The sequence below is a fragment of the Lactobacillus sp. W8093 genome (genome assembly GCF_016100925.1).
Classification (GTDB): domain Bacteria; phylum Bacillota; class Bacilli; order Lactobacillales; family Lactobacillaceae; genus Lactobacillus; species Lactobacillus helsingborgensis.
The window spans coordinates 108,340-129,679 of the sequence record NZ_JACFRL010000005.1; the positions used below are offsets into that span (position 1 = coordinate 108,340).

Below are 21,340 nucleotides of genomic sequence, written 5' to 3' on the forward strand. Positions count from 1 at the left end.
ATTTAATGAGTTTTTACCATAATAACTATGAGTAAAATATTTTTTACTGCAATAGTTTTAAATACTTCGGATTTCTGTCTAATAAAAAGCAAAAGGAGAATTACAATGAAAAAAGTTAATATACGCAAAATTATTACCATTTTTTCGGCTGTATCATGCTTAACAATAGGTTTATCTACATTAGCAACACCAATAAATGCCAAAAGTACTTCTGGTACCGCTGCTTTAAATTCTCCTACTAAAAAAACAGTTATAGTTAAAAAGAAAACGTATTTATACGATAAAAGGGGACGCAAACTAAAAAAGAAGGTATTGAAAAAGGGTCAAAAAATAGTAGTATCTTTTAAAACTAAAAAGATTAAGGGTCAAAAATATTATTTTGTGACTAAAGATAAGTTTGTCTTGGCAAAATTGGTTACTAAAACAAAAGTAAAATCTAAAGCTAAAAAGCTCAAGAAACAGACAAAACTGCCAAATTCAAATAAACTGACTAATTCTGACAACCAAACACAAAGTAAACATGAATTTCCTACAATTACTAATTTCTCAATCACAGAATTTAGACAGGAGTTTCTAAAAGAATTGAATAAGGAGAGAGCACAGCGGGGGCTAAGTGCAGTTACGGAAGATCCCCGGCTTGATGAGATTGTTCAAGAAAGAACCAAATTATTACCTGCCAATTTTTCGCATAATGATTCTGCCGGTAATTTCATTTTGAATGATTTTTTCAATAAAGCAGGTGTCGTGCGTAAAACTACTGCTGAATGTATAGCCGCTTTTCCTTGGGGTGCAACCGTAGATCATTCAAATAACAAGCTGATTAATGCTGAAAATAATGCCAGCAGCGCATTAGTTGCTGATAACATGCTTTATGAATATATTTATAATGATGCGCAATCTAATTGGGGACACCGGGATATTTTACTTGATCCTAACGATAAAACAATTGGTCTTGGTGCAGTAGTAGATAACAACAGCAATCAAATTTATTCATCGGTTGGAGTTACATATTAAGTAAAAAAATGTAGACTCGTCAAAGGTTGCCTGATAACAATGAAATACGACTGATTTAATAAGCGATTTGATTAAATAATATTAAACGTCCTTTGAGGTAAAAATGAAGCATCTTAAAACTGCCAAAATTTTAGCTTACATAACTATAGGGTTAGTCAGTCTAGCCTTGCCATTTATTGCAAAAAGTTCTGAAATAAAGGCATCCTATAATGAATACAATTATTATAGCCTCAAGCATCTAATTCCAAAAAAACATCCTAAAAAGTATGATTACTGCTATAAACTGCAAAAAAAGGCCTCTAAAAAAGCCTATGCTAAGAATCCCTGGGTTCATATGAATGGTTATGTTGTCACCGATCATAGTGGATACACAAAATACACTAAAAATATGAAACCAGTTAAATCTTCATATTATCCGAGATTTAAACAATTAAAGGCTCACTCGGTTAGTGCCGACTTTTCAAAAGGTAACTTCATTATGCACTATAAAACTAGGGATAATGCAATAATTCATGGCATAGCTTTTAAGAAAAAGCAGAATATCAAGGTCAAAAGAATTAAATTAACTCCTAATATTTTACTTAAAGCTTTTTATAAAGACTTTATTGACCCAAAAGGGGGTTTTAAATTAAAAAAGGGTAACGAAACAGATTTTCTTGCATCTAAAAAGCAAAAACACTTTTATCGGAATTGGAAGATTGATACCTCTGATACTATGAAAGATACCGTAGCTGATTTTATGGATACAGTTCGTTTTGGTGATGTTGAGATAAATGATCCCAGTTACGGCTATCATTATATATTCTTTAAAATAGATAAATTTAAAAAATATAAAAACTATGTGAAGTTTCGCATGCTTTACGGTATTTACTAAAATCCAAGAAACTAATTATGCTGGAAAATATCTTTTAAACATAATTAGTTTTTTTATATTTGCAAAAATTGACATATTCGCTAAAATTATCTAAATAAAGTACTAAGGAATGAAGCAAACGATGACTGAACAAAATAACCAAATGTACTATGCGGAAAACCCGACTTCACAGCATGATGAGCATGTTGTTGATTACCGGGTTAATGATATTGATTTAAAATTTACTACTGATGCCGGAGTTTTTTCAAAAATGCGGGTGGACTATGGCTCTGGCGTTTTAATCAAAAAAATGGCTGATGTCAATTTTCCCTCAAATAATATTCTGGATGTAGGAACCGGGTACGGTCCTCTCGGTCTTTTTGCAGCCAAATTTTGGCCGACGCAAACTGTAGAGATGGTAGACGTTAACCAGCGTGGATTAGATCTAGCAAAAAAGAATGCTGAGCTTAACCATATAGATAATGTGGCAATTTTTGTTTCTGACGTATACAGCAACATTGCTCCAGAGAAAAAATACGGCTTAATTGTGACTAATCCACCAATTCGAGCTGGTAAAACAGTCGTTTCTAATATTTTATTTGGTGCAAAAAGTCATTTAGTTGGTGGTGGAGTTCTATTAGTAGTAATTCAGAAAAAACAGGGTGAACCCAGCGCTCGCAAATTATTAACAAAAACTTTTGGGAACTGTACAATTTTAAAAAGGGATAAGGGCTATTACGTATTGCAGGCGGTGAATAATTAATGTCGTTTTCAAGCGCAGAGAAAAAGAATTTGATGCAGCTGGCTTTTGAACAGGCCCAAAAAGCACAAACTTTAGGCGAAGTTCCTATTGGTGCGATTGTGGTGGCTCCCGATGGGCAAGTTATCGGAGAAGGCTTTAATCGGCGAGAATTAGACCAAGACGCGACTCAACATGCTGAAATGATAGCAATTAGGCAAGCGTGCTTAAAGCTTGGCACTTGGCGTTTAATTGACTGTAGTTTATTCGTTACATTGGAACCTTGTCCTATGTGTGCTGGTGCGATCATTAACTCTCGTATTAAAAATGTTTACTTTGGAGCACTTGATCCTAAAGCTGGTGCAGCGGGCAGTGTGGTTAACCTTTTTGAAATAGCCAAATTTAACCACCATCCCCATGTGATTCGGGGACTTTATCGAGAAGAAGCCAGTCAAATGTTAAAGAGCTTTTTCAAAGAGATCAGACAAAAGCAGAAAGCAGCAAAAGACACCAGTAAAAATTTCGCAAATTAGTGGAAATATATCTTAAAATACGTTAATATATCTTATGGGCAATGTTTGACCTCCAAAGCGTGTCAGGACCGGAAGGTAGCAGCACTAAGGTTGCTCGGGCATGTGCCTTTTATTAGACAATTACAAACTCTTAACTCTTTCGCAAGAGTTAAGAGTTTTTTACTAGGGAAGACTGATCTATGGCTTATCAAGCGTTATACCGCAAATGGAGACCGCGCACTTTTGACAGTGTAATTGGTCAAGATGATATTACGGAAACTTTGAAAAATGCAATTAAGCGTGGGACAATCTCACATGCCTTTTTATTTGCTGGGCCTCGTGGAACTGGTAAAACGTCCTGTGCTAAAATTTTGGCCAAGTCGTTAAATTGTACAAATCTTAAAGATGGCGAGCCTTGTAACGAATGCGCGAATTGCAAAGCAGCAGATAAAGGCGCTATGGCGGATATCATAGAAATTGATGCGGCTTCCAATAATGGGGTTGACGAAATACGTGATATTCGGGATAAGGTGAAGTATGCTCCTACTCAGGGTAAATACAAAGTTTATATCATAGATGAGGTTCACATGTTGTCTATGGGTGCGTTTAATGCTTTGCTTAAAACTTTAGAAGAACCGCCAGAGCATGTCGTCTTTATCTTGGCCACTACTGAACTGCAAAAAGTACCGGCAACCATTATTTCACGGACACAGCGCTACAATTTCAAACGTATTTCTAAAGCCGACATGGAAAAACGTATGAAATATATTTTAGATCAAGAAAAAATTGGCTATGACGATAAAGCTCTGGGAGTAATCGCACAAGTAGCCGATGGTGGTATGAGGGATGCTCTGAGCATTTTAGATCAGCTTTTAAGTTTCGATAAAAACAAAGTTGAATATGACGCAGCTTTGGAAATTACCGGTTTTGCTGATCAAGAAAAAATTGAGCAGATTTTGCTGGCGATTTTAAACAGGGATGCAGCTCAGGCAATATCACTGGCGCAAGCAGAATTCAAAAATGGTGCCAGTTCCAAAAACATTTTAGATGAACTGATAGCCATGGCTACCAGTGCTTTGATGATTGTTAAAACAAAAGATAGTACTCAAAACAATTTTTTGAATAAAGACTTTGTTCAAAAAATTAAGGATATTCCTGCTGAACGTTATTTTCAGTTAATAGCTGCTGCTAATACCGCTCTGAACGATCTGCGCTATACTAATCAACAACAAATTCCCTTAGAAGTATTTTTAGTTGAAAGTACTAGTGCAAAAGAGCAAGAATCTGCCTCTGCCATTATTACGGCTGAACAAGAAAAAAGCAGTGCTCAAAAACCGGAGCTAAGAGAAGAAATAGCGGCATTAAAGAAACAAGTTGCTAGTTTGGTCAAGAAAGTTAATATTTTAACTAAAAATCAAACTAAGAACAGCGACCAAATTTTTCATTTGGATAACGTTGCTGCTGATCAGTCAAATGCTGACAAGAATAAGAAAACTAATGCCAAGTCGCCGAAAAAGGTGAGAAAAACTGCTAGTAATAAGAAAAGAGCTAACGAACTCAATCGCAAGCAGGTTTATCATGTTCTGGAAAATGCTACGAAGGAAAATCTGCTTGCTATTAGAAATGTTTGGCCTGATTTGCAATCAGTTTTAGGTGTGTCGCAGCGTGCTTTATTAGATGTTCTTAAGCCTGTTGCAGCTAGTTCGGATCAAGTAGTGATGAAATGTAAATATGCTCTTTGGTTTGAAAAGGCAAGTGAAGATGATAATTTAATAGATGTGTTGACAGCTGAAATTGCCAAATTTACTAAGCACAATTATGAGATAGTGTTGGTACCCGATGAAGATTGGTCTACCGTACGTAAGGAATTTTTGCAAAAACATGGTCAAGAGCTTTTAAATAAACAAAAGCATAAGGATGCTGACCAGGAACATGATGAAGCGAATGACGAAGTAGTAAAAAAAGCTAAAGAGTTATTCGGTGACACCGTAAATATTAAAGATTAGAATTAAAAGGAGAAAATAATATGAGTAAAAGACCTAATTTTGGCGCTATGGGTGGCATGAACATGCAACAAATGATGAAACAGGCTAAAAAGTTGCAAGAACAAATGGCTCAAGAACAACAAAATATTACTGCTCAGGAATTTGTGGGCAAGTCTGCTGATGATTTAGTTGTAGCCACTTTTAGCGGAGATCGAAAATTGAAAAATATCGCTATCAATAAAGATGCAATAGACCCAGATGATCCTGACATGTTGCAAGATTTAGTTATTGATGCAGTCAACAAAGGTTTAGAAGAAATTGATCAGGCTACACAAAAAAGTTTAGGCAAATACACGAAGGGTATGATTTAATTGCAATATCCAGCACCAATTGCGCATTTAATTGATTCATATATGAAATTACCTGGTATTGGTGAAAAAACAGCAACTCGGCTTGCATTTTATACTTTAGACATGCCAGATAATGATGTTCGAGATTTTAGTACCGCCTTATCCGAAGTAAAGGAAAAACTCCATCGTTGCTCTATTTGTGGCAATATTACTGAAAAAGATCCTTGCTCCATTTGCAGCAATCCTGCTCGCGACCAATCGACTATTATGGTGGTTGAACAACCTAAGGATGTCATGGCTTTTGAGGATATGGGTGAATATAGCGGCTTGTACCATGTTTTACATGGTGTTTTGTCACCAATGGATGGTATTGGACCAGAAGAAATAAACATTAAGTCATTAATAGTCCGTTTGCAAAAGCATGATGATGTTAAAGAAGTGATTCTAGCCTTAAATTCAACTCCAGAAGGTGAATCAACTGCAATGTATATTAGTAAATTAATTAAACCCGCTGGCATTAAAGTAACTAGGTTGGCTGCTGGGTTAGCTGTTGGCAGCGACATTGAATATGCTAACTCAATTACTTTGAAACGCGCAGTACAGGGGAGAACATCAATCTAATGGCAAAAAATAAAGTTAAAAATATGGGCGATGAGTGGTTAATGACTATCATCGAAAATTTACAAGAACAAATCGCTGTACAAAAAAATCTCGATCCAACAACACTAGATATGTCAGAAGATAATGTAATTTCAGGCAAAATTTTACGTGCAAAATATTCTTTTTTATATGATGAAGCACGTTTGCGGCATACAAGATTTAGTGGTTTCACCAATGCAATTTCTGAATAAAAGTCCTTATCTTGAGGGCTTTTTATTTTACTAAAAAATTAAAAGTACGTTGGGGTGTTCATATAAAAAGAACTCTTGTAAAATAGAGACATGGAGAGATTTATGAAAAGTTATTTTATTAGTTTTGAAGGGCCGGATGGTTCAGGAAAAAGTACAGTTTTAAAGCAAGTGGTAGAGCAAATAAGTCCTAGACTTAAAACACAATATCTAGTGACTCGTGAACCTGGAGGTTCAAAAATTGCCGAAAAAATTCGCCAAGTGATTTTAGATCCAGTTAATGAAGAAATGTCTGCCAAAACTGAAGCCTTGTTGTATGCAGCTGCGCGCAGTCAACATATGTTTGAAACAGTAATTCCGGCGCTTAAAGCAGGAAAAGTGGTTTTCTCTGACCGCTTTGTTGACAGCTCTTTAGCTTATCAAGGCGCAGGTAGAAATTTGGGTATTGCAGCTGTCAAACAAATTAACGATTTTGCTACCAGTAAAATCGAACCAGATTTAACTATTTTTTTAGACATTAAGCCCCAAATTGGGCTAGCCAGAATTGCTCAGGAGCGGGCAGGTCAGGAAGATCGGTTAGAGCAAGAACAATTACTCTTTCACCAAAAGGTTTATGAAGGCTATCACGAAGTAAATGCTGCTTATCCTGATAGGATCAAAATAGTTGATGCAAATAAAGCCCTAAATTTAGTTGTAGCAGATTGTGTTAAAATTATTGCAAACCATTTACCAGCAGATTTGTTAAAGGACTGATTAAAATGAAGTTAATAGTAGCAATTGTGCAAAAAGAAGACGCTAACAGGTTACAACATACATTTGTTAAAGAAAGCATTCGTGCGACCAAGCTTGCTACAACAGGCGGCTTTCTCAGTGAAGGTAATACCACTTTTCTAATCGGTATAGACGATAAGCATGTTAAGCAGGTTTTGCGCATTATCAAGGAAGAATCTAAAGCCCGTGAAGAATATATGAATCCTAATATGACAATGACGGGTTTTGAAATGAACAGTCAACCAATCAAAATTACTGTTGGCGGAGCCACTTGTTTTGTTTTGCCAGTAGAAGAGTTTAAACAATTCTAATGATTGTTAACATTGCTGAAAAGGGTGCGAAGCAGGCTGAATTTTTGCGTCAAGCGTTTGAACAAAACAAATTGGCGCATAGTTATTTATTTGTTGATGCAAATGAAGTTCAAGCTTTAAACACAGCATACTGGCTGGCTTGCCTTTTTAATTGTACTGGTAAAAATAAACCGGATGGATCATGTCAAAATTGCCGGCAGATTATTTCGGGTAACCATCCTGATGTTTTACTGGTTGAGCCGGAAGGCAAACAAAGCTTGGGGATTGATCAAGTTCGTCTATTAAAAGAAGAACTGGCTAAGAGTCCTGTGCAAAGTAATGTGCGGTTCTTTTTCATAAATGAAGCACAAAAATTAACTTTGTCTGCGGCTAATGCTTTGCTTAATTTATTAGAAGAACCAGTTGCGCCTGTGGTTACAATTTTAATTACAAATAATACTGATCAAATTTTACCCACAATTCGTTCACGTACTCAAATCATAAATTTCACGACTAATGAAGCAATAAATAGTAAAACTGAAGAACTTTTAGCAAATGGTTTTAGTCCCAACGATGTTAATGATTTAGGAGATACTAGCAAGTTAGAACAGAAAACCAAGTATTTTTATCAGGAAATGCTTGAAAGTAGCTCTTTAGCACTAGTAAGCGCGCATCAATTGGCAGAAATGGCTAAAAGTAAAAATGAACAAAAATATATTTTTTTCTTACTGAAAAAATGGGCGCAAACAGAATTAATGAATGGCAAACAACAAGATGGAGCAAGAATGCTAAGAAATTTACTTGAGCTTGATAAGATGCAATATAGTAATGTTAGCTTGCGCAATTTACTTGATTATCTTGCCTTGCAATGGAAACGGTAGGTGTAAATAGTGGATTCTTATTCAAAATTGGAGCAGCTTCACGATTCAATGGTCAATATGACCAAAACAATCGAAAGTTTAGAGAATAGTTTTTTAGAAACTTTAAAAGAAAATACAGAATTAAAAGTAGAGAATCAGTTGCTGCGCGAAAAAATGGACAAAATGAATAATGCCCACAATAATACCGTTAAAACTCAAAGTGGTCTTGAATCTCTACGCCAAATTTATAGTTCAGGTTACCATATTTGTAACATGTATTACGGCTCTCACAGGGATCCGAATACTGATTGCATGTTTTGCCTTGATATCTTGGATAACTTTGGCGAAAAAAAGAAAAAACATTAAAGGATTGATTGAATGCAGAGGCAAAGCAGTTATGCTCAAGAAGCTGGTAAGCTTTATTTGGTGCCAACACCAATAGGCAATCTTGATGATATTACAATTAGAGCAAAAAGAATTTTACAAGAAGCCGACTATATTGCAGCCGAAGACACCAGAACTAGCGGAATACTCCTTGAAAAGATTGGCGTACACAATCGGATGCTGTCTTTTCATAAGTATAATTCAAAAGAACGGGCTCCAGAACTAGTCTCTTTGATGCAAAAGGGTGCGGTAATTGCTGAAATTAGTGATGCTGGGATGCCGGTTATTTCTGATCCGGGATATATCCTGGTGCAGGAATGTATTAAAAATAATATTCCGGTGGTTCCACTTCCAGGTCCTTCTGCATTTACTACGGCTTTAATTGCTTCTGGTTTTGACGCCCAGCCATTTACTTATTATGGTTTTTTACCTCGTAAAAAAGGTGAGCAACAGCCTTTTTTTGAGCAAATGAATAAAGCACAAGCTACTTCAATTTTTTATGAAGCTCCCCACAGGTTAGTTAAAACTTTGACTAATATGGCTACTATCTTTGACTCGGAGCGTAAAATAGTAGCAGCACGAGAATTAACTAAAATTCACGAAGAATTTATCAGGGGCACAATTAGTGAAGTTACTGCTTACTTTAAAGAGCAAGCACCACGGGGCGAATTTGTAATTTTGGTTTCGCCTAACACCCAGCAATCGGAACAATTATCTTGGGCTGAATTGATAGATTTGGTAAATGAATTAGTAGCAAACGGTGAAAGCAAGAAGACAGCCATTAAAGAGGTTGCACAAAATAATCATATATCTAAGAATGAATTATATGATCGTTATCATCAAAAGTAGGTGCATATTATGAAATATAGTGAAAAACATTTGGTTAACTTTTATGAATGTGATGAAAACAAAAATTTAAAGTTGCCGGCAATGATTGATCTTATGATGAGTGTTTCGGAACACCAGTTGGACTCAGGTAATGGAAGTACTAACGCTCTGACCAAAAGGGGTTTAGGTTGGGTAGTAACCCAATATCATGTTGATATAACACGTATGCCCAAGCCGAATGAAATGATTGAATTGACCACTGAACCGGTTGGCTATAACCGTTTCTTAGAATACCGTAATTATGTTTTTACGGATCAGAACGGGAATGAATTGATTAGTGTCAAAAGTGAGTGGGTTTTATTTGACTTAAAAACGCGTAAGCTTGTTTCAACTGACAAAGAAATGATGGTTGAGCTTGGTATTCCGCTATTAAAAAAGCTGCCTCGTTTTCCAAGACTGCGAGTTCAGGAAAATTACGAGAAAAAGCGGCAGTATCGGGTAAGATATGATGACTTGGACACTAATCATCATATGACTAACGGCCATTATTTTAATTGGTTTCTTGACACACTTGATCGGGACTTTTTAAAAGAGCATATTATCCAAACTATTGATGTCAAGTTTAATTTAGAAGTGCGTTATGCTCAAACTCCGTATGCTTGTGTGAGCATAGTTGATGACGGAGACAGTGTCAAAACATTTCATACAATTGCTGATGACGATAAAAAAGATAAAGCTGTTTGTGAACTAATCTGGCGCAAGTTATAATATAATTAATTTTTGTGTTGATACACAATTTTAATTAAAGAAAGAAAGTGCTGCAAATGACTATTAAAGAAATGCTTAAGGTTGAATTGCGCGATCTAGTACTTTTGGGTATTATTGTCGCAATGAAAATTATTCTTAGTCGTTTTACAGTTGGTACGAATATTGTGCACGTTAGTCTGGGCTTTATAGGCAGTGCGATGCTGGGTTACCTTTTTGGTCCAGTCTGGGGTAGTGTAGGCGGTGGAATAGGTGATTTAGTTTCATCAGCTCTATTTGGCAACCAGGGTGGGTTCTTTCTCGGCTTTACGTTAAGTGCAATGGTCGGACCATTTATCTACGGCTTGGTGTTTTATCAAAAACCAGTCAAAATTTGGCGGATAATTCTTGCAACTCTGTTAGTAACTGTTGTTGTTAATATTGGGTTAAATACTTTATGGGTTCACCTTTTATATGGGATGGACTTTCGCGTTGCCCTTATTCAACGGATACCAAAAGAGGCAATTACTCCGTGGTTAGAGATGATTATTAGTTACTTTGTTTTGAACGCTATTTCGCGTGTTAAAATCAAAAGGTAATTTTGAAAAGAGTAAAAATTTTAGAATGAAAATTTTAAGTATGTCGACTGCGACAAACAATCTTAGTGTGGCTTTGAATGACAACAATAAAATTGTTGCGGAAAAAAATGAGTACGATGCCCGTAATCACAGTGCGCACTTAGACCCGTTAATTGCTGAAATTCTAAAAGAAAATAAATTAACTTTGTCCGAAGTTGATCGATTTGCTGTGGCTATTGGCCCGGGTTCATACACCGGTTTACGTATTGGGGTTACCACTGCTAAAATGTTTGCCAGTATACTTCATAAAGATGTGGTTGGAGTTTCTACATTACAAGCTTTGGCAGCAAGTTGTGAGGAGAGCGGGGCTTTAATTGTCGCTGGCATTGACGCCCGCAATGATAACTATTTTGCCGGTGCTTATGTCAATAGTATGACAGGTAGTTCACCACTTTGTGTAATTCCTGATGGTCACTATCACATTGATACTTTGCTGAGTGCGATCAAAGAATACTATGCAAAAAATAATTGCCCCAAAATTGTTTTTGTAGGTTCAGGTTTTGAAAAGCAAAAAGAAAATATAAAAAAGCTGAATGTAGAATTTAGTTTTGCGGAAGAAAAGCAAAATGCCGTTCATGCTGGCCTGATCGGTCGACTTGCTTGCAAAGCTGAGGCTGACGATCCTGATAAACTTTTGCCAAACTATTTGCGGCGTACACAAGCAGAAATTGATTGGCACAAAAAGACCGGGAAAGCTTACGAGCCTGATAACAATTATGTGGAAGAAGTTTAACTTTTTCAGGTCTTTTTTACTTTCAAGAGAACAAGAAAGAAAAATAAGATTTGCACCAACTAAAATTACCATCAATGATTCCGTTTTGGACATTAGAAAAGCTGAACCGAAAGATATTGCTGCATTAGTGGTTTTAGAAAAAAGCCTTTATCAAGGTCAAACGCCTTGGACAATGTCCGTTTTTCAAACAGAATTAACTAAGGTTAATGCACTTTATATAGTAGTAGCACACTCAAACATTTTGCTAGCAGTGATTGGGATCAGATTTAACAGAAGTGAAGCTCATATTACTATCTTGATGGTGGATTCAGCTTGGCAGAAACTTGGGTTGGGGACGTATTTAATGAATTTGGCAATTGATATTGCTAAAAATAAAAAATGTAAGGAGCTTAGTTTAGAGGTAAGAGCGGATAATTTGGCTGCTCAAAATTTATACCGAAAACTGGGCTTTGTAGTAACTTTCATTTGGCCTAATTACTATCAAGATTCCCATCAAAATGGGCTGAATATGGTGCTTAAATTGACGGACGATTAGAGAAAGGAAATAAAAGTGACAAATAAAAAAGACATCCGTATTTTAGCTTTTGAGAGTTCATGTGATGAAACTTCAACGTCTGTTGTAAAAAACGGCAGAGTAGTAGAGAGTATGATTGTTGCAACACAAATTAAAAGTCATCAACGTTTTGGCGGTGTTGTTCCTGAAGTTGCTAGTCGTCATCACATTGAAGTTATTACTCAAATTACCAATGAGGCTTTAAGCAAGGCAAACGCCACATGGCAAGATATAGATGCAATTGCTGTCACCTATGGTCCGGGTTTAGTTGGGGCACTTTTAATCGGTGTCAGTGCCGCAAAAGCCGCTTCAATGGCTACAGGCATTCCTTTAATTGGCGTTGATCATATTATGGGTCATATTATGGCGGCGCAGTTAAAAGAAGAAATAGTTTATCCGGCACTTGCACTGCAAGTTTCTGGTGGTCATACTGAGATCGTTTTGCTTAAAGATCAGACACATTTTGAAATCGTTGGTGATACTAGAGATGATGCGGCAGGAGAAGCTTATGATAAAATCGGTCGAGTTTTAGGGGTTAATTATCCAGCTGGTAAAACAATAGATGAATGGGCTCATCAAGGGCAGGATACCTTTGATTTTCCTCGTGCAATGATTAAAGAAGAAGATTATGATTTTTCTTTTTCTGGTTTAAAGAGTGCGTTCATTAATACTTGTCATCACGCTGAACAAATTAACCAAAAACTAAATAAATACGACTTAGCGGCCAGTTTTCAAGCCGCAGTAATTGATGTTTTAGCAACTAAAACGATTAGGGCTATTAAGCAGTATCAGCCCCAAACCTTTATTATGGGTGGTGGTGTAGCCGCTAATCATGGTTTACGGGACAGAATGAACAGTGAAATAGCAAGTTTACCGCAAAATCTGCAACCTAAAGTCATTTTGCCTGATTTAAAGCTTTGTGGTGATAATGCCGCAATGATTGGTGCAGCGGCATACAATTTGTATCAGGAAGGAAAATTTGCTGATCTTACTTTGGATGCTGATCCATCTTTAGAATTACCTTACGCATCCGAAATGCTGCAATAAAGTAAATAATAAAAAGACACATCTTTTGGATGTGCCTTTTTTACTATCTCTTAAAAATCTTTGTAGAAAGCGATCAAGTTGTATTTGTCACACGGATTAAAATTACAACTCTCATAAAACTTGCGCGTTTTAACGGTATTTTCTGTTAACAAAACTTTCTGTCTGACAGAATTATATTTCTTTAGCACTCTGTTTATTAATTTCGTACCAATTCCTCGTCTTTGATAAGCAGGATTAACCAGTAAATCTTGGATATAAATGATGGTCAAACCATCACCAACTACTCTGATTAATCCAACTAACTGGTTTTGATCATAAGCGCCAATAGCAAAAAGCGAATTTGCAACTGCCTTTTGCAGTTGCCGAGGATTTTGTGTATAGGAACTCCAACCAACGCTTGTGTATAAATTTATAAGTTGTTCCATAGCGATATTTTTGTCAGCTATATATTTCATTTTTATTCCTCCTTAATTAATTAATAATTAAAGAGCGAAACGTAATTTTTCCATATGCACCTCCCAATTTATTTTTATAAAGCCAGTAAAATTATTATCTTTAAGTTTAAACTACTGTGGTTTTAAAGCAACACTACATTTATCAAGTTTTGCAAACAAAAAATTAATTAATAGTTAGCAAAGTAATTTACTGTAGATTGAAATATAGAAATAGTAAACAAGAAGGCTGATTTATTCCTATTTTTGTTGCGTTTCCTAAATATGGATTATTTTAGTCAAAGCTATCCAGTTCAGTCAGTGCCTTTTCCCAAGCATCATTTGCCTCAGCGAGCTGTTTTTGCGCTTCAGTAAGCTGCTCCTGCAAAGGACTTAATTTGTCGAAGTTGGTAGCAATTTCAGGATCAGCCATTTGATTTTGAATATCTTTTTGCTCTTTTTCTAATTCCTCAATCTTGTTTTCGGAATTCTCAACCGCTCTTTGTAATTTACGTTTTTGTGAATCACGGAGCTTTTGTTCTTGATAGGACAATTTGTTTTTATTTTTTTCGGGATCAATGACAGTTGTGTCTTCATTAGCAGACGTACTTGCAGAAACAGCATTTTGCTTAGTTTTCTCGTTTAAATAATAATTATAATCACCCTCATAAACTTGTGCATTGCCGTTTTTAATCTCTACAATTTTATTAGCTAATTGATTGATAAAATAACGATCATGGGAAACAAATAACAAAGTGCCGTCAAAATCTTGCAATGCTTTTTCCAAAACTTCCTTGGCTTCAAGATCCAAATGGTTCGTAGGTTCATCCATTAGGAGAAAGTTGTTGTGTTCAAGTGATAATACAGTTAACGTTAATCTCGCTTTTTGACCACCAGATAATTGTCCGACAGTTTTATCAATATCTTTTGCGGTAAATAAGAAGCTGGCTAAAATTGAACGAACATCACGTTCAGGCATCGTTTTATGTCTGTCCCAAACGGTATCAATCACAGTTTTAGTAGGATCAAGGAGTTGCAATTCTTGGTCATAGTAGCCAACGTCTAGTGCAGCTCCGTATTTAATTGCACCATTCTGAGGCTTTAACTTTTTCATAATGGTTTTGAGCAAAGTTGATTTACCGATACCATTTTGACCGATCACTGCCACGCGGTCGCCTTTATTTATTTGTAAGGAAATATCGTGTACCATTGTTTTTCCCGGATATCCAATGGTTAGATTGCGTAAAATTAACACTTCTTTGCCTGAAGGTCGCTCACTTGTGAAATTAATACGCACTTTATTTTTGTGCTTCGGGGGAGTGATCCTGTCCATTTTTTCTAATTGTTTACGGCGGCTTTGAGCTCTTTTAGTGGTTTTAGCTCTGACGATATTTTTTTGTATAAATTCCTCGTCTTTTTTGATTTTTTCTTGTTGCTTTTCGTAAGCTTCTTCTTGTTGCCGGTTGCGCAGTTGGCGTTCTGCTACATATGCGGAATAATTGCCTTTAAAGACAGTTAATTTGCCAAACTGCAATTCAAAAATTTGAGTCGCTAAATTATCCAAAAAATATTGGTCGTGGGAAACTACCAAGATAGCACCAGTATAGCTTTTTAGGTAATTTTCGAGCCAATCTAATGTGTCTAAATCAAGGTAATTGGTCGGCTCGTCCAATAACAATAACGGTGGTTTACGCAAAAGCAGCTTCACAAATGCCAGTCTGGTTTTTTCTCCTCCAGAAAGGCTGCCAATCTTTTTTGACCAAGTTGCTTCTGGGAAGTTGAACCCGTTTAAAATACTTTTAATATCAGCTTGATAGGTATATCCGCCTTGTTGTTCAAAGTCGAATTGCAACTGGTCGTATTGTTTTAACAATTCTGCATTTTGGGGACTTGCAGCCATTTTCTTTTGTAAATCTGCTATTTTTTGGCTCATATTAATTAAAGGGGCAAATACACTGAGCATTTCTTCCCAAATAGTTTTACTTTCGCCTAAAGCATTTTCCTGAGCAATATAACCCACAGCGATATTTTTTTTGATAGTGAATTCACCATGCGTGGCTTCTTCTTCACCGGTCATAATCTTAAGTAATGTTGTCTTACCAACACCATTAGGTCCAATAAGACCTATTCTTGCATTCGCGTCAATTGAAAAATTGACATTTTTAAATAACGTATTGGCACCAAATTGTTTTTCTAAATCGTGTCCTTGTGCAATTATCATAATTTTTCACCTAGAAACTATTTTAGCATATTGACTAGATTTCTTGTGTGAGAGTTTTGAAGGTTAGTATAAAAAGAATTACTGTTTGTGTTTAGTTGACACAAAGCTAAGAAAGAATTGTCATTATGCAAATTTATTATTATTGAGAGCATTGCTGAAAATAACATGGTATAGATTTTTGCTCAAAATAGGTTATTTTTAGCTAAAAAGCGTTAGATTGTGAAAAAAACATTTGCAAATGGCATAAATTTATAGGTAGAATAATAGTAATTGCTGAATAATTCACAAAAACGAAATATATACTATACTTAATCAATTGGAGGCTTTTAAATGGAAAAGATCAAGATACCCACAGCAACGGCTAAAAGACTGCCTTTATACTACCGCTATTTAATTATTTTGAATGAAGCTGGTAAAGAAAAAGTGTCATCGACTGAATTGTCAGAAGCAGTTCAAGTTGACAGTGCTTCAATTAGACGTGACTTTTCCTACTTCGGTGCTTTAGGCAAACGAGGTTATGGCTATGATGTTAAGAGCTTGCTTTCTTTTTTCAAGAAGATTTTAAATCAAGATACTTTGACTAATGTCGCTTTAGTTGGAGTTGGTAATTTGGGGCATGCCTTACTGAATTACAATTTTAAACGTACTAATAATATCCGTATCTCTTGCGCATTTGACATTGATCAAAGGATCACGGGGAAAATACTGAGTGGCGTTCCGGTTTATGAAATGGGGGAGTTAAAAAAACAACTTAGTGATCAACAAATCTCTATTGCCATCTTAACTGTACCTTCTGCCACTGCGCAAAAGACGGCTGATGACATGGTTGAAGCTGGTATTAGGGGGATTATGAATTTTACTCCTATTCGTTTATCTGCTCCCTCCGGCATTAGAATTCAAAACGTTGACTTAGCCACTGAATTGCAAACTCTTATTTATTTTCTTGATTCTGATAAAAACAATAAATAATAGTAATCATACCAAAAAGTTATTAAACAAACGAATTAGCACTTTAAACAAAAAAGTGCTAATTTTTTCTTGCATTTTTTGGGAAAAGGGGTTATTATCATAGATGTAAGTTAGCACTTGATGAGCAAGAGTGCTAATGGCACATTAAATTAACAAAAATTAATTGTAGGAGGGACAAACGTGTTACAACCAATTGGTGATCGCGTGATCGTAAAAGTTAAAGAAGAAGAAGAAAAAACTGTAGGCGGAATCGTCCTAGCTTCTAATGCTAAACAAAAGCCAACCGAAGGTGAAGTTGTTGCTGTCGGTGAAGGTAATTATGCTGAAAATGGCAGTAAAATACCTATGACTGTTAAGGAAGGCGACGTTGTTTTATACGATAAGTATTCCGGTACAGATGTTAAATACGATGGTGAAAAATATTTAGTCCTTCATGAAAAAGATATTTTAGCAATTGTTAAGTAATTAAGGAGCGCATAAAAATATGGCAAAAGATATTAAATTTTCAGAAAAAGCAAGACGTTCCCTATTAAAGGGCGTTGATAAATTAGCTGACACTGTTAAGGCAACTATTGGTCCTAAGGGTAGAAACGTTGTTTTAGAGCAATCATACGGCAACCCTGACATTACAAACGATGGTGTAACTATTGCCAAAGCAATTGAGTTAAAAGACCACTATGAGAACATGGGTGCTAAGTTAGTTGCTGAAGCAGCACAAAAAACTAATGATATTGCCGGTGACGGTACTACTACTGCTGTTGTTTTGACTCAAGCAATTATTCGCGAAGGCATGAAGAATGTTACCGCTGGTGCTAACCCTGTAGGTGTTCGTCGTGGTATTGAAAAAGCTACTAAGGCTGTAGTTAACGAATTACACAAGATTAGTCACACTGTTTCTTCAAAAGACCAAATTGCCCAAGTTGCTTCTGTATCTTCAGCTTCCAAAGAAGTTGGTGATTTAATCGCTGATGCAATGGAAAAGGTTGGTAATGATGGTGTCATTACTATTGAAGATTCACGTGGTATTGAAACTGAATTGTCAGTAGTTGAAGGTATGCAATTTGACCGTGGCTACCTGTCTCAATATATGGTAACTGACAACGACAAGATGGAAGCTGATCTTGACAATCCATATATTTTAATTACTGATAAAAAGATTTCCAACATCCAAGACATTTTGCCATTGTTACAAGAAATTGTGCAACAAGGTAAATCATTACTGATTATTGCTGACGATGTTTCAGGCGAAGCTTTACCAACATTAGTTTTGAACAAGATTCGTGGTACATTTAACGTTGTTGCTGTTAAGGCTCCTGGCTTTGGTGACCGTCGTAAAGAACAACTGCAAGATATTGCCGCTTTAACTGGTGGTACAGTAATTACTGATGATTTAGGACTTGAATTAAAAGATACTAAGATTGATCAATTAGGTCAAGCTCGTCGCATTACTGTTACTAAGGATTCAACAACCATTGTTGATGGTTCTGGCTCTGATGAAGCTATTAAAGATCGTGAAGATTCTATCAGAAAGCAAATTGAAGAAACTACTTCAGACTTTGACAAGAAGAAACTGCAAGAACGTTTAGCTAAATTAACCGGTGGTGTAGCTGTTATCCATGTTGGTGCTGCTACTGAAACTGAATTAAAAGAACGCAGATACCGTATTGAAGATGCTTTGAACTCAACCCGTGCTGCTGTTGACGAAGGTTACGTTGCAGGTGGTGGTACTGCATTAGTAGATGTTAAAGATGCAGTTAAAGACCTTAAAGGTGATAATGCCGATGAACAAACTGGTATCAACATTGTTTTAGAGGCATTGACTGCTCCAGTTCGTCAAATCGCTGACAATGCCGGTGAAGACGGCTCAGTTATCTTGAACGAGCTTGAAGGTCAAGATAATGAAGTTGGTTATAACGCAGCTAATGGCAAATGGGAAAACATGGTTGAAGCCGGAATTATTGACCCAACCAAGGTAACTCGTACTGCTTTACAAAATGCTGCTTCAATTGCTGCTTTGCTTCTGACTACTGAAGCAGTTGTTGCCGAAATACCAGAAGATAAACCTGCTGCTGATCCAAGTGCAGGCGCAGGTGCTGGCAATCCAGGTGTAATGTAATCTAGTTTTTATTAGTTATTTAATAAATCCTACTAGCAACCCTGTGGGGCTTGCTAATAGGATTTTTATTTTTTAAAATTAGTTTTAAATTAGTTTTAAAAATTTAATTATTAATCAGGATTTTTCACTAGAAAGGAAAATTAGTGGAATATTTAAGTTTATTAGGTGTTGTAGTAATAGTGGTCGGCTTTGCTTTTGGCCTTGATACAATCGCTGTTGTCGTAATTTCCGCTTTAGTTACTGCATTAGTTTCAGGAATAGATTTTACTTCTTTTTTAGCTATCTTAGGTAAAGGTTTTATGGATAACAGAATGGTTTCACTGTTCTTTTTAACATTACCTACAATTGGCATTTTAGAAAGACATGGTTTAAAGCAGGCAGCAGTTAACCTCATTCAAAAAATGAAGAAATTAACTCCTGGACGTATCTTTGATATTTACATGGCAATACGTGAAATTGCTGGTGCTTTTGGTATTTCGCTGCAGGGTCACGTGCAGTTCATAGCACCCTTGATAAATCCTATGGCGCAAGCTGCCGGAAAAGTTAACGGTGAACTAACACCGCTTGAAATGGATAAAATCAAGGGAAGGGCTGCTGCTACTGAGAATTTTGGTAATTTCTTTGCCCAAAATCTCTTTGTGGCCTCATCTAGTGTTTTACTTATTTCAAGTACGATGAAATCACTAGGACACCCAGTTAGTCCATCAGGAATAGTTTTATACACATTTCCAGTAGCAATTATCAGCTATATTCTATGTTTGTTTTACAATCACGCTTTTGACAAAAAGTTAATGAAACATAAAGAAAAATAGGAGAAAAGATGGATACTTTAATTAATAATATTTTATTAGCCTTCTATATTTTAATCGGCCTCTTCTTTTTAGCTGCTGCTATTGAATCTTGGCGTGATGAAACTAATCCTGTTCGTTGGGGTACAGGAGCATTCTGGTTCTTATTTGCCGTACTGTTTTGTGCCGGGCAATGGCTGCCAAATGCTGTCAACGGCGGTCTCATTCTGGTAATTGCTTTATTGTCCTTGTTTAAGCAAGTGCGTGTTGGTCATATAAAAAGTTTAGATGAAAAAGTGGCTACCAAAACTATTAAGCGTATTGGTAATTGGATTTTCTTACCTAGTATTTTATTAGCCGTATTGGCTTTAGTAATTGCTCAATTTACTAACTTAGGTGGGCAAGTGGGAATTGGCGTTGCTGCAATTGTTTCTTTAATTGTTGCCCAATTTCTAACCAAATCGAATGGCAAAGTTGTTTATGAAGATACACAAAGAATGGTTCGTTCGGTTGGATCTGCAGGAATTTTGCCGCAATTGCTTGCTACTTTGGGAGTTGTATTCACAGCTTCCGGCGTGGGACAAGTAACTGCTAAAGCCATTTCCGGTCTTTTCCCAATTGGAAATCACTTATTAGGAGTGACCTTGTACTGTGTTGCTATGGCATTATTTACGGCAATTATGGGCAATGCATTTGCCGCCTTTGCTGTTATTACTGCTGGTATCGGTATTCCTTTTGTGGTGGCTCAAGGCGGTTCGCCTGTAATTGTTGCCGCTTTGGGGATGACATCAGGTTATTGTGGTACTTTGTTGACTCCTATGGCAGCTAACTTTAACACTTTGCCAGTTGCGCTGATGGAAATGAAAGATCAGTTGGGTGTAATTAAGCAACAATTTCCAATTGCAATTAGTATGCTGATTATTCAAATTATTCTAATGTATGTTCTGGCATTTTAAATAGTGAGGAGAAAAAATAATGAAGATTTTAGTCACTGGATTTGATCCGTTTGGTGAAGACGAAATTAACCCTGCAATAGAGGCAGTAAAAAGATTAGATGATGAAATTGCGGGTGCCCAAATAGTTAAATTGGAAATTCCTACTGTTTTTGGCGAATGTGCTGATGTGGTCCACGAAGCAATTCTTAAGGAAAAACCCGACTATGTTTTAAATATCGGTCAAGCTGGAGGTCGTTTTGCGTTGACCCCTGAGCGTGTAGCTATCAATTTTGATGATGGTCGTATTGCTGATAATAAGGGTTACCAACCAATTGCTACGCCAATTCACGAAGACGGACAAAACGCTTATTTCACCCAACTTCCAGTTAAAGCAATGGCCCGGGCAATTCGAAACGCAGGCTTACCAAGTTCTGTTTCTACTACCGCTGGTACTTTTGTCTGCAACCATATTATGTACCAAGTTCAATATATGATTGATAAGGAATTTACTGATCTTAAAGCTGGCTTTATGCATATTCCTTATTTGCCGGAACAGGTTGTAGCTAAACCGGAAACTCCTTCTCTAAGTTTGGCAGATGATGTTAAGGGGATCACAGCTGCTATCGGTGCAATTGTAAAAATGGATGGCAAAAAAGATTTGCAAAGTATTGAAGGTCATATTGCTTAAAGGCACTTTTAAGTGATTACAAAAATAAAAATCTAACAAAAGA

General features: G+C 36.4%; 26 protein-coding genes and 1 other RNA gene. 25 read left to right on the forward strand and 2 right to left on the reverse strand.

Going from position 1 to position 21,340, the window contains the following annotated elements; translation table 11 throughout:
* Positions 1–105 precede the first annotated feature (105 nt).
* From H3T47_RS04825 to tsaD, 19 genes are all read left to right on the forward strand, one after another.
* Positions 106–1,014, forward strand: a complete 909-nt coding sequence (locus H3T47_RS04825; protein ID WP_199282717.1) for a CAP domain-containing protein — start codon at positions 106–108, stop codon at positions 1,012–1,014.
* 103 nt (positions 1,015–1,117) lie between these two features.
* Complete coding sequence (locus H3T47_RS04830; RefSeq protein WP_199282718.1) at positions 1,118–1,888, forward strand: hypothetical protein; 771 nt, start codon at positions 1,118–1,120, stop codon at positions 1,886–1,888.
* A 121-nt stretch (positions 1,889–2,009) separates the two neighbouring features.
* On the forward strand, positions 2,010–2,630 hold the full coding sequence (locus H3T47_RS04835) for a class I SAM-dependent methyltransferase (RefSeq protein WP_199282719.1): 621 nt from the start codon (positions 2,010–2,012) through the stop codon (positions 2,628–2,630).
* Entirely contained in the window at positions 2,630–3,139 is a 510-nt protein-coding gene (gene tadA, locus H3T47_RS04840; protein ID WP_046327440.1) for a tRNA adenosine(34) deaminase TadA, read from the forward strand. The genes H3T47_RS04835 and tadA overlap by 1 nt, the downstream gene beginning before the upstream one ends.
* 28 nt (positions 3,140–3,167) lie before the next feature.
* Positions 3,168–3,261, forward strand: an RNA gene (gene ffs / locus H3T47_RS04845) — signal recognition particle sRNA small type.
* A 57-nt stretch (positions 3,262–3,318) separates the two neighbouring features.
* Positions 3,319–5,124, forward strand: a complete 1,806-nt coding sequence (gene dnaX / locus H3T47_RS04850) for a DNA polymerase III subunit gamma/tau (RefSeq protein WP_199282720.1) — start codon at positions 3,319–3,321, stop codon at positions 5,122–5,124.
* A 20-nt stretch (positions 5,125–5,144) separates the two neighbouring features.
* On the forward strand, positions 5,145–5,474 hold the full coding sequence (locus tag H3T47_RS04855) for a YbaB/EbfC family nucleoid-associated protein (RefSeq protein ID WP_038523538.1): 330 nt from the start codon (positions 5,145–5,147) through the stop codon (positions 5,472–5,474).
* Positions 5,475–6,074: a recombination mediator RecR gene (gene recR, locus H3T47_RS04860; RefSeq protein ID WP_038523535.1), complete on the forward strand. Its 600-nt coding sequence runs from the start codon at positions 5,475–5,477 to the stop codon at positions 6,072–6,074. It begins immediately after the preceding gene.
* The gene (locus H3T47_RS04865; protein ID WP_038523532.1) at positions 6,074–6,304 is read left to right on the forward strand and encodes a YaaL family protein; all 231 of its coding nucleotides are present in this window, start codon (positions 6,074–6,076) and stop codon (positions 6,302–6,304) included. Before recR ends, H3T47_RS04865 begins: the two co-directional genes overlap by 1 nt.
* A gap of 102 nt (positions 6,305–6,406) precedes the next feature.
* On the forward strand, positions 6,407–7,054 hold the full coding sequence (gene tmk, locus H3T47_RS04870) for a dTMP kinase (RefSeq protein WP_199282721.1): 648 nt from the start codon (positions 6,407–6,409) through the stop codon (positions 7,052–7,054).
* A gap of 5 nt (positions 7,055–7,059) precedes the next feature.
* A complete protein-coding gene (locus H3T47_RS04875; protein WP_038523527.1) occupies positions 7,060–7,383 on the forward strand; it encodes a cyclic-di-AMP receptor in 324 nt (107 codons plus the stop codon).
* A 2-nt stretch (positions 7,384–7,385) separates the two neighbouring features.
* Complete coding sequence (locus H3T47_RS04880; protein ID WP_199282738.1) at positions 7,386–8,243, forward strand: DNA polymerase III subunit; 858 nt, start codon at positions 7,386–7,388, stop codon at positions 8,241–8,243.
* 9 nt (positions 8,244–8,252) lie between these two features.
* Positions 8,253–8,588 (forward strand): DNA replication initiation control protein YabA, encoded by a 336-nt coding sequence (gene yabA / locus H3T47_RS04885; RefSeq protein ID WP_038523524.1) that lies wholly within the window; start codon positions 8,253–8,255, stop codon positions 8,586–8,588.
* Between the two features lie 12 nt (positions 8,589–8,600).
* Entirely contained in the window at positions 8,601–9,455 is an 855-nt protein-coding gene (gene rsmI, locus H3T47_RS04890) for a 16S rRNA (cytidine(1402)-2'-O)-methyltransferase (RefSeq protein WP_199282722.1), read from the forward strand.
* Between the two features lie 9 nt (positions 9,456–9,464).
* Complete coding sequence (locus H3T47_RS04895; RefSeq protein WP_109918630.1) at positions 9,465–10,202, forward strand: acyl-[acyl-carrier-protein] thioesterase; 738 nt, start codon at positions 9,465–9,467, stop codon at positions 10,200–10,202.
* A gap of 56 nt (positions 10,203–10,258) precedes the next feature.
* The gene (locus H3T47_RS04900; protein ID WP_046327435.1) at positions 10,259–10,777 is read left to right on the forward strand and encodes a folate family ECF transporter S component; all 519 of its coding nucleotides are present in this window, start codon (positions 10,259–10,261) and stop codon (positions 10,775–10,777) included.
* Positions 10,778–10,802: 25 nt separating this feature from the next.
* Positions 10,803–11,549, forward strand: a complete 747-nt coding sequence (tsaB, locus tag H3T47_RS04905) for a tRNA (adenosine(37)-N6)-threonylcarbamoyltransferase complex dimerization subunit type 1 TsaB (RefSeq protein WP_109919017.1) — start codon at positions 10,803–10,805, stop codon at positions 11,547–11,549.
* A complete protein-coding gene (rimI, locus tag H3T47_RS04910) occupies positions 11,533–12,084 on the forward strand; it encodes a ribosomal protein S18-alanine N-acetyltransferase (RefSeq protein WP_199282723.1) in 552 nt (183 codons plus the stop codon). The genes tsaB and rimI overlap by 17 nt, the downstream gene beginning before the upstream one ends.
* 15 nt (positions 12,085–12,099) lie before the next feature.
* Entirely contained in the window at positions 12,100–13,149 is a 1,050-nt protein-coding gene (gene tsaD / locus H3T47_RS04915) for a tRNA (adenosine(37)-N6)-threonylcarbamoyltransferase complex transferase subunit TsaD (protein ID WP_199282724.1), read from the forward strand.
* Positions 13,150–13,199: 50 nt separating this feature from the next.
* Here the strand turns inward: tsaD and H3T47_RS04920 are convergent, their stop codons facing one another.
* Together H3T47_RS04920 and H3T47_RS04925 are read right to left on the reverse strand one after the other, a co-directional pair.
* Positions 13,200–13,604 (reverse strand): GNAT family N-acetyltransferase, encoded by a 405-nt coding sequence (locus H3T47_RS04920; protein ID WP_199282725.1) that lies wholly within the window; start codon positions 13,602–13,604, stop codon positions 13,200–13,202.
* 271 nt (positions 13,605–13,875) lie between these two features.
* Positions 13,876–15,801, reverse strand: coding sequence for an ABC-F family ATP-binding cassette domain-containing protein (locus H3T47_RS04925; protein ID WP_199282726.1), 1,926 nt, complete (start codon positions 15,799–15,801; stop codon positions 13,876–13,878).
* Positions 15,802–16,131: 330 nt separating this feature from the next.
* Between H3T47_RS04925 and H3T47_RS04930 the strand changes: the two genes are divergently transcribed.
* From H3T47_RS04930 to pcp, 6 genes are all read left to right on the forward strand, one after another.
* Positions 16,132–16,770, forward strand: coding sequence for a redox-sensing transcriptional repressor Rex (locus H3T47_RS04930; protein ID WP_038523483.1), 639 nt, complete (start codon positions 16,132–16,134; stop codon positions 16,768–16,770).
* A gap of 180 nt (positions 16,771–16,950) precedes the next feature.
* Positions 16,951–17,235 carry a co-chaperone GroES gene (gene groES / locus H3T47_RS04935; protein WP_038523480.1) on the forward strand — a complete coding sequence of 95 codons (285 nt, stop codon included), beginning with the start codon at positions 16,951–16,953 and terminating at the stop codon, positions 17,233–17,235.
* Between the two features lie 19 nt (positions 17,236–17,254).
* The gene (gene groL / locus H3T47_RS04940; protein WP_199282727.1) at positions 17,255–18,886 is read left to right on the forward strand and encodes a chaperonin GroEL; all 1,632 of its coding nucleotides are present in this window, start codon (positions 17,255–17,257) and stop codon (positions 18,884–18,886) included.
* 143 nt (positions 18,887–19,029) lie between these two features.
* A complete protein-coding gene (locus H3T47_RS04945; protein WP_038523474.1) occupies positions 19,030–19,698 on the forward strand; it encodes a DUF969 domain-containing protein in 669 nt (222 codons plus the stop codon).
* 8 nt (positions 19,699–19,706) lie between these two features.
* Positions 19,707–20,630 (forward strand): DUF979 domain-containing protein, encoded by a 924-nt coding sequence (locus H3T47_RS04950; RefSeq protein ID WP_038523472.1) that lies wholly within the window; start codon positions 19,707–19,709, stop codon positions 20,628–20,630.
* A 19-nt stretch (positions 20,631–20,649) separates the two neighbouring features.
* Positions 20,650–21,297 (forward strand): pyroglutamyl-peptidase I, encoded by a 648-nt coding sequence (gene pcp, locus H3T47_RS04955; protein WP_046327427.1) that lies wholly within the window; start codon positions 20,650–20,652, stop codon positions 21,295–21,297.
* The last annotated feature ends 43 nt before the right edge of the window (positions 21,298–21,340 follow it).

What these genes read in the sequence shown, in the direction of transcription:
- H3T47_RS04855 (WP_038523538.1), top strand. Translation starts at nt 5,145, where the DNA reads ATGAGTAAAAGACCTAATTTTGGCGCTATGGGTGGCATGAACATGCAA.
- H3T47_RS04930 (WP_038523483.1), top strand. Translation starts at nt 16,132, where the DNA reads ATGGAAAAGATCAAGATACCCACAGCAACGGCTAAAAGACTGCCTTTA.
- tadA (WP_046327440.1), top strand. Translation starts at nt 2,630, where the DNA reads ATGTCGTTTTCAAGCGCAGAGAAAAAGAATTTGATGCAGCTGGCTTTT.
- groL (WP_199282727.1), top strand. Translation starts at nt 17,255, where the DNA reads ATGGCAAAAGATATTAAATTTTCAGAAAAAGCAAGACGTTCCCTATTA.
- H3T47_RS04875 (WP_038523527.1), top strand. Translation starts at nt 7,060, where the DNA reads ATGAAGTTAATAGTAGCAATTGTGCAAAAAGAAGACGCTAACAGGTTA.
- H3T47_RS04835 (WP_199282719.1), top strand. Translation starts at nt 2,010, where the DNA reads ATGACTGAACAAAATAACCAAATGTACTATGCGGAAAACCCGACTTCA.
- H3T47_RS04865 (WP_038523532.1), top strand. Translation starts at nt 6,074, where the DNA reads ATGGCAAAAAATAAAGTTAAAAATATGGGCGATGAGTGGTTAATGACT.
- H3T47_RS04900 (WP_046327435.1), top strand. Translation starts at nt 10,259, where the DNA reads ATGACTATTAAAGAAATGCTTAAGGTTGAATTGCGCGATCTAGTACTT.
- rimI (WP_199282723.1), top strand. Translation starts at nt 11,533, where the DNA reads ATGTGGAAGAAGTTTAACTTTTTCAGGTCTTTTTTACTTTCAAGAGAA.
- rsmI (WP_199282722.1), top strand. Translation starts at nt 8,601, where the DNA reads ATGCAGAGGCAAAGCAGTTATGCTCAAGAAGCTGGTAAGCTTTATTTG.
- H3T47_RS04950 (WP_038523472.1), top strand. Translation starts at nt 19,707, where the DNA reads ATGGATACTTTAATTAATAATATTTTATTAGCCTTCTATATTTTAATC.
- H3T47_RS04830 (WP_199282718.1), top strand. Translation starts at nt 1,118, where the DNA reads ATGAAGCATCTTAAAACTGCCAAAATTTTAGCTTACATAACTATAGGG.
- tmk (WP_199282721.1), top strand. Translation starts at nt 6,407, where the DNA reads ATGAAAAGTTATTTTATTAGTTTTGAAGGGCCGGATGGTTCAGGAAAA.
- H3T47_RS04920 (WP_199282725.1), bottom strand. Translation starts at nt 13,604, where the DNA reads ATGAAATATATAGCTGACAAAAATATCGCTATGGAACAACTTATAAAT.
- H3T47_RS04825 (WP_199282717.1), top strand. Translation starts at nt 106, where the DNA reads ATGAAAAAAGTTAATATACGCAAAATTATTACCATTTTTTCGGCTGTA.
- tsaB (WP_109919017.1), top strand. Translation starts at nt 10,803, where the DNA reads ATGAAAATTTTAAGTATGTCGACTGCGACAAACAATCTTAGTGTGGCT.
- H3T47_RS04895 (WP_109918630.1), top strand. Translation starts at nt 9,465, where the DNA reads ATGAAATATAGTGAAAAACATTTGGTTAACTTTTATGAATGTGATGAA.
- dnaX (WP_199282720.1), top strand. Translation starts at nt 3,319, where the DNA reads ATGGCTTATCAAGCGTTATACCGCAAATGGAGACCGCGCACTTTTGAC.
- H3T47_RS04925 (WP_199282726.1), bottom strand. Translation starts at nt 15,801, where the DNA reads ATGATAATTGCACAAGGACACGATTTAGAAAAACAATTTGGTGCCAAT.
- pcp (WP_046327427.1), top strand. Translation starts at nt 20,650, where the DNA reads ATGAAGATTTTAGTCACTGGATTTGATCCGTTTGGTGAAGACGAAATT.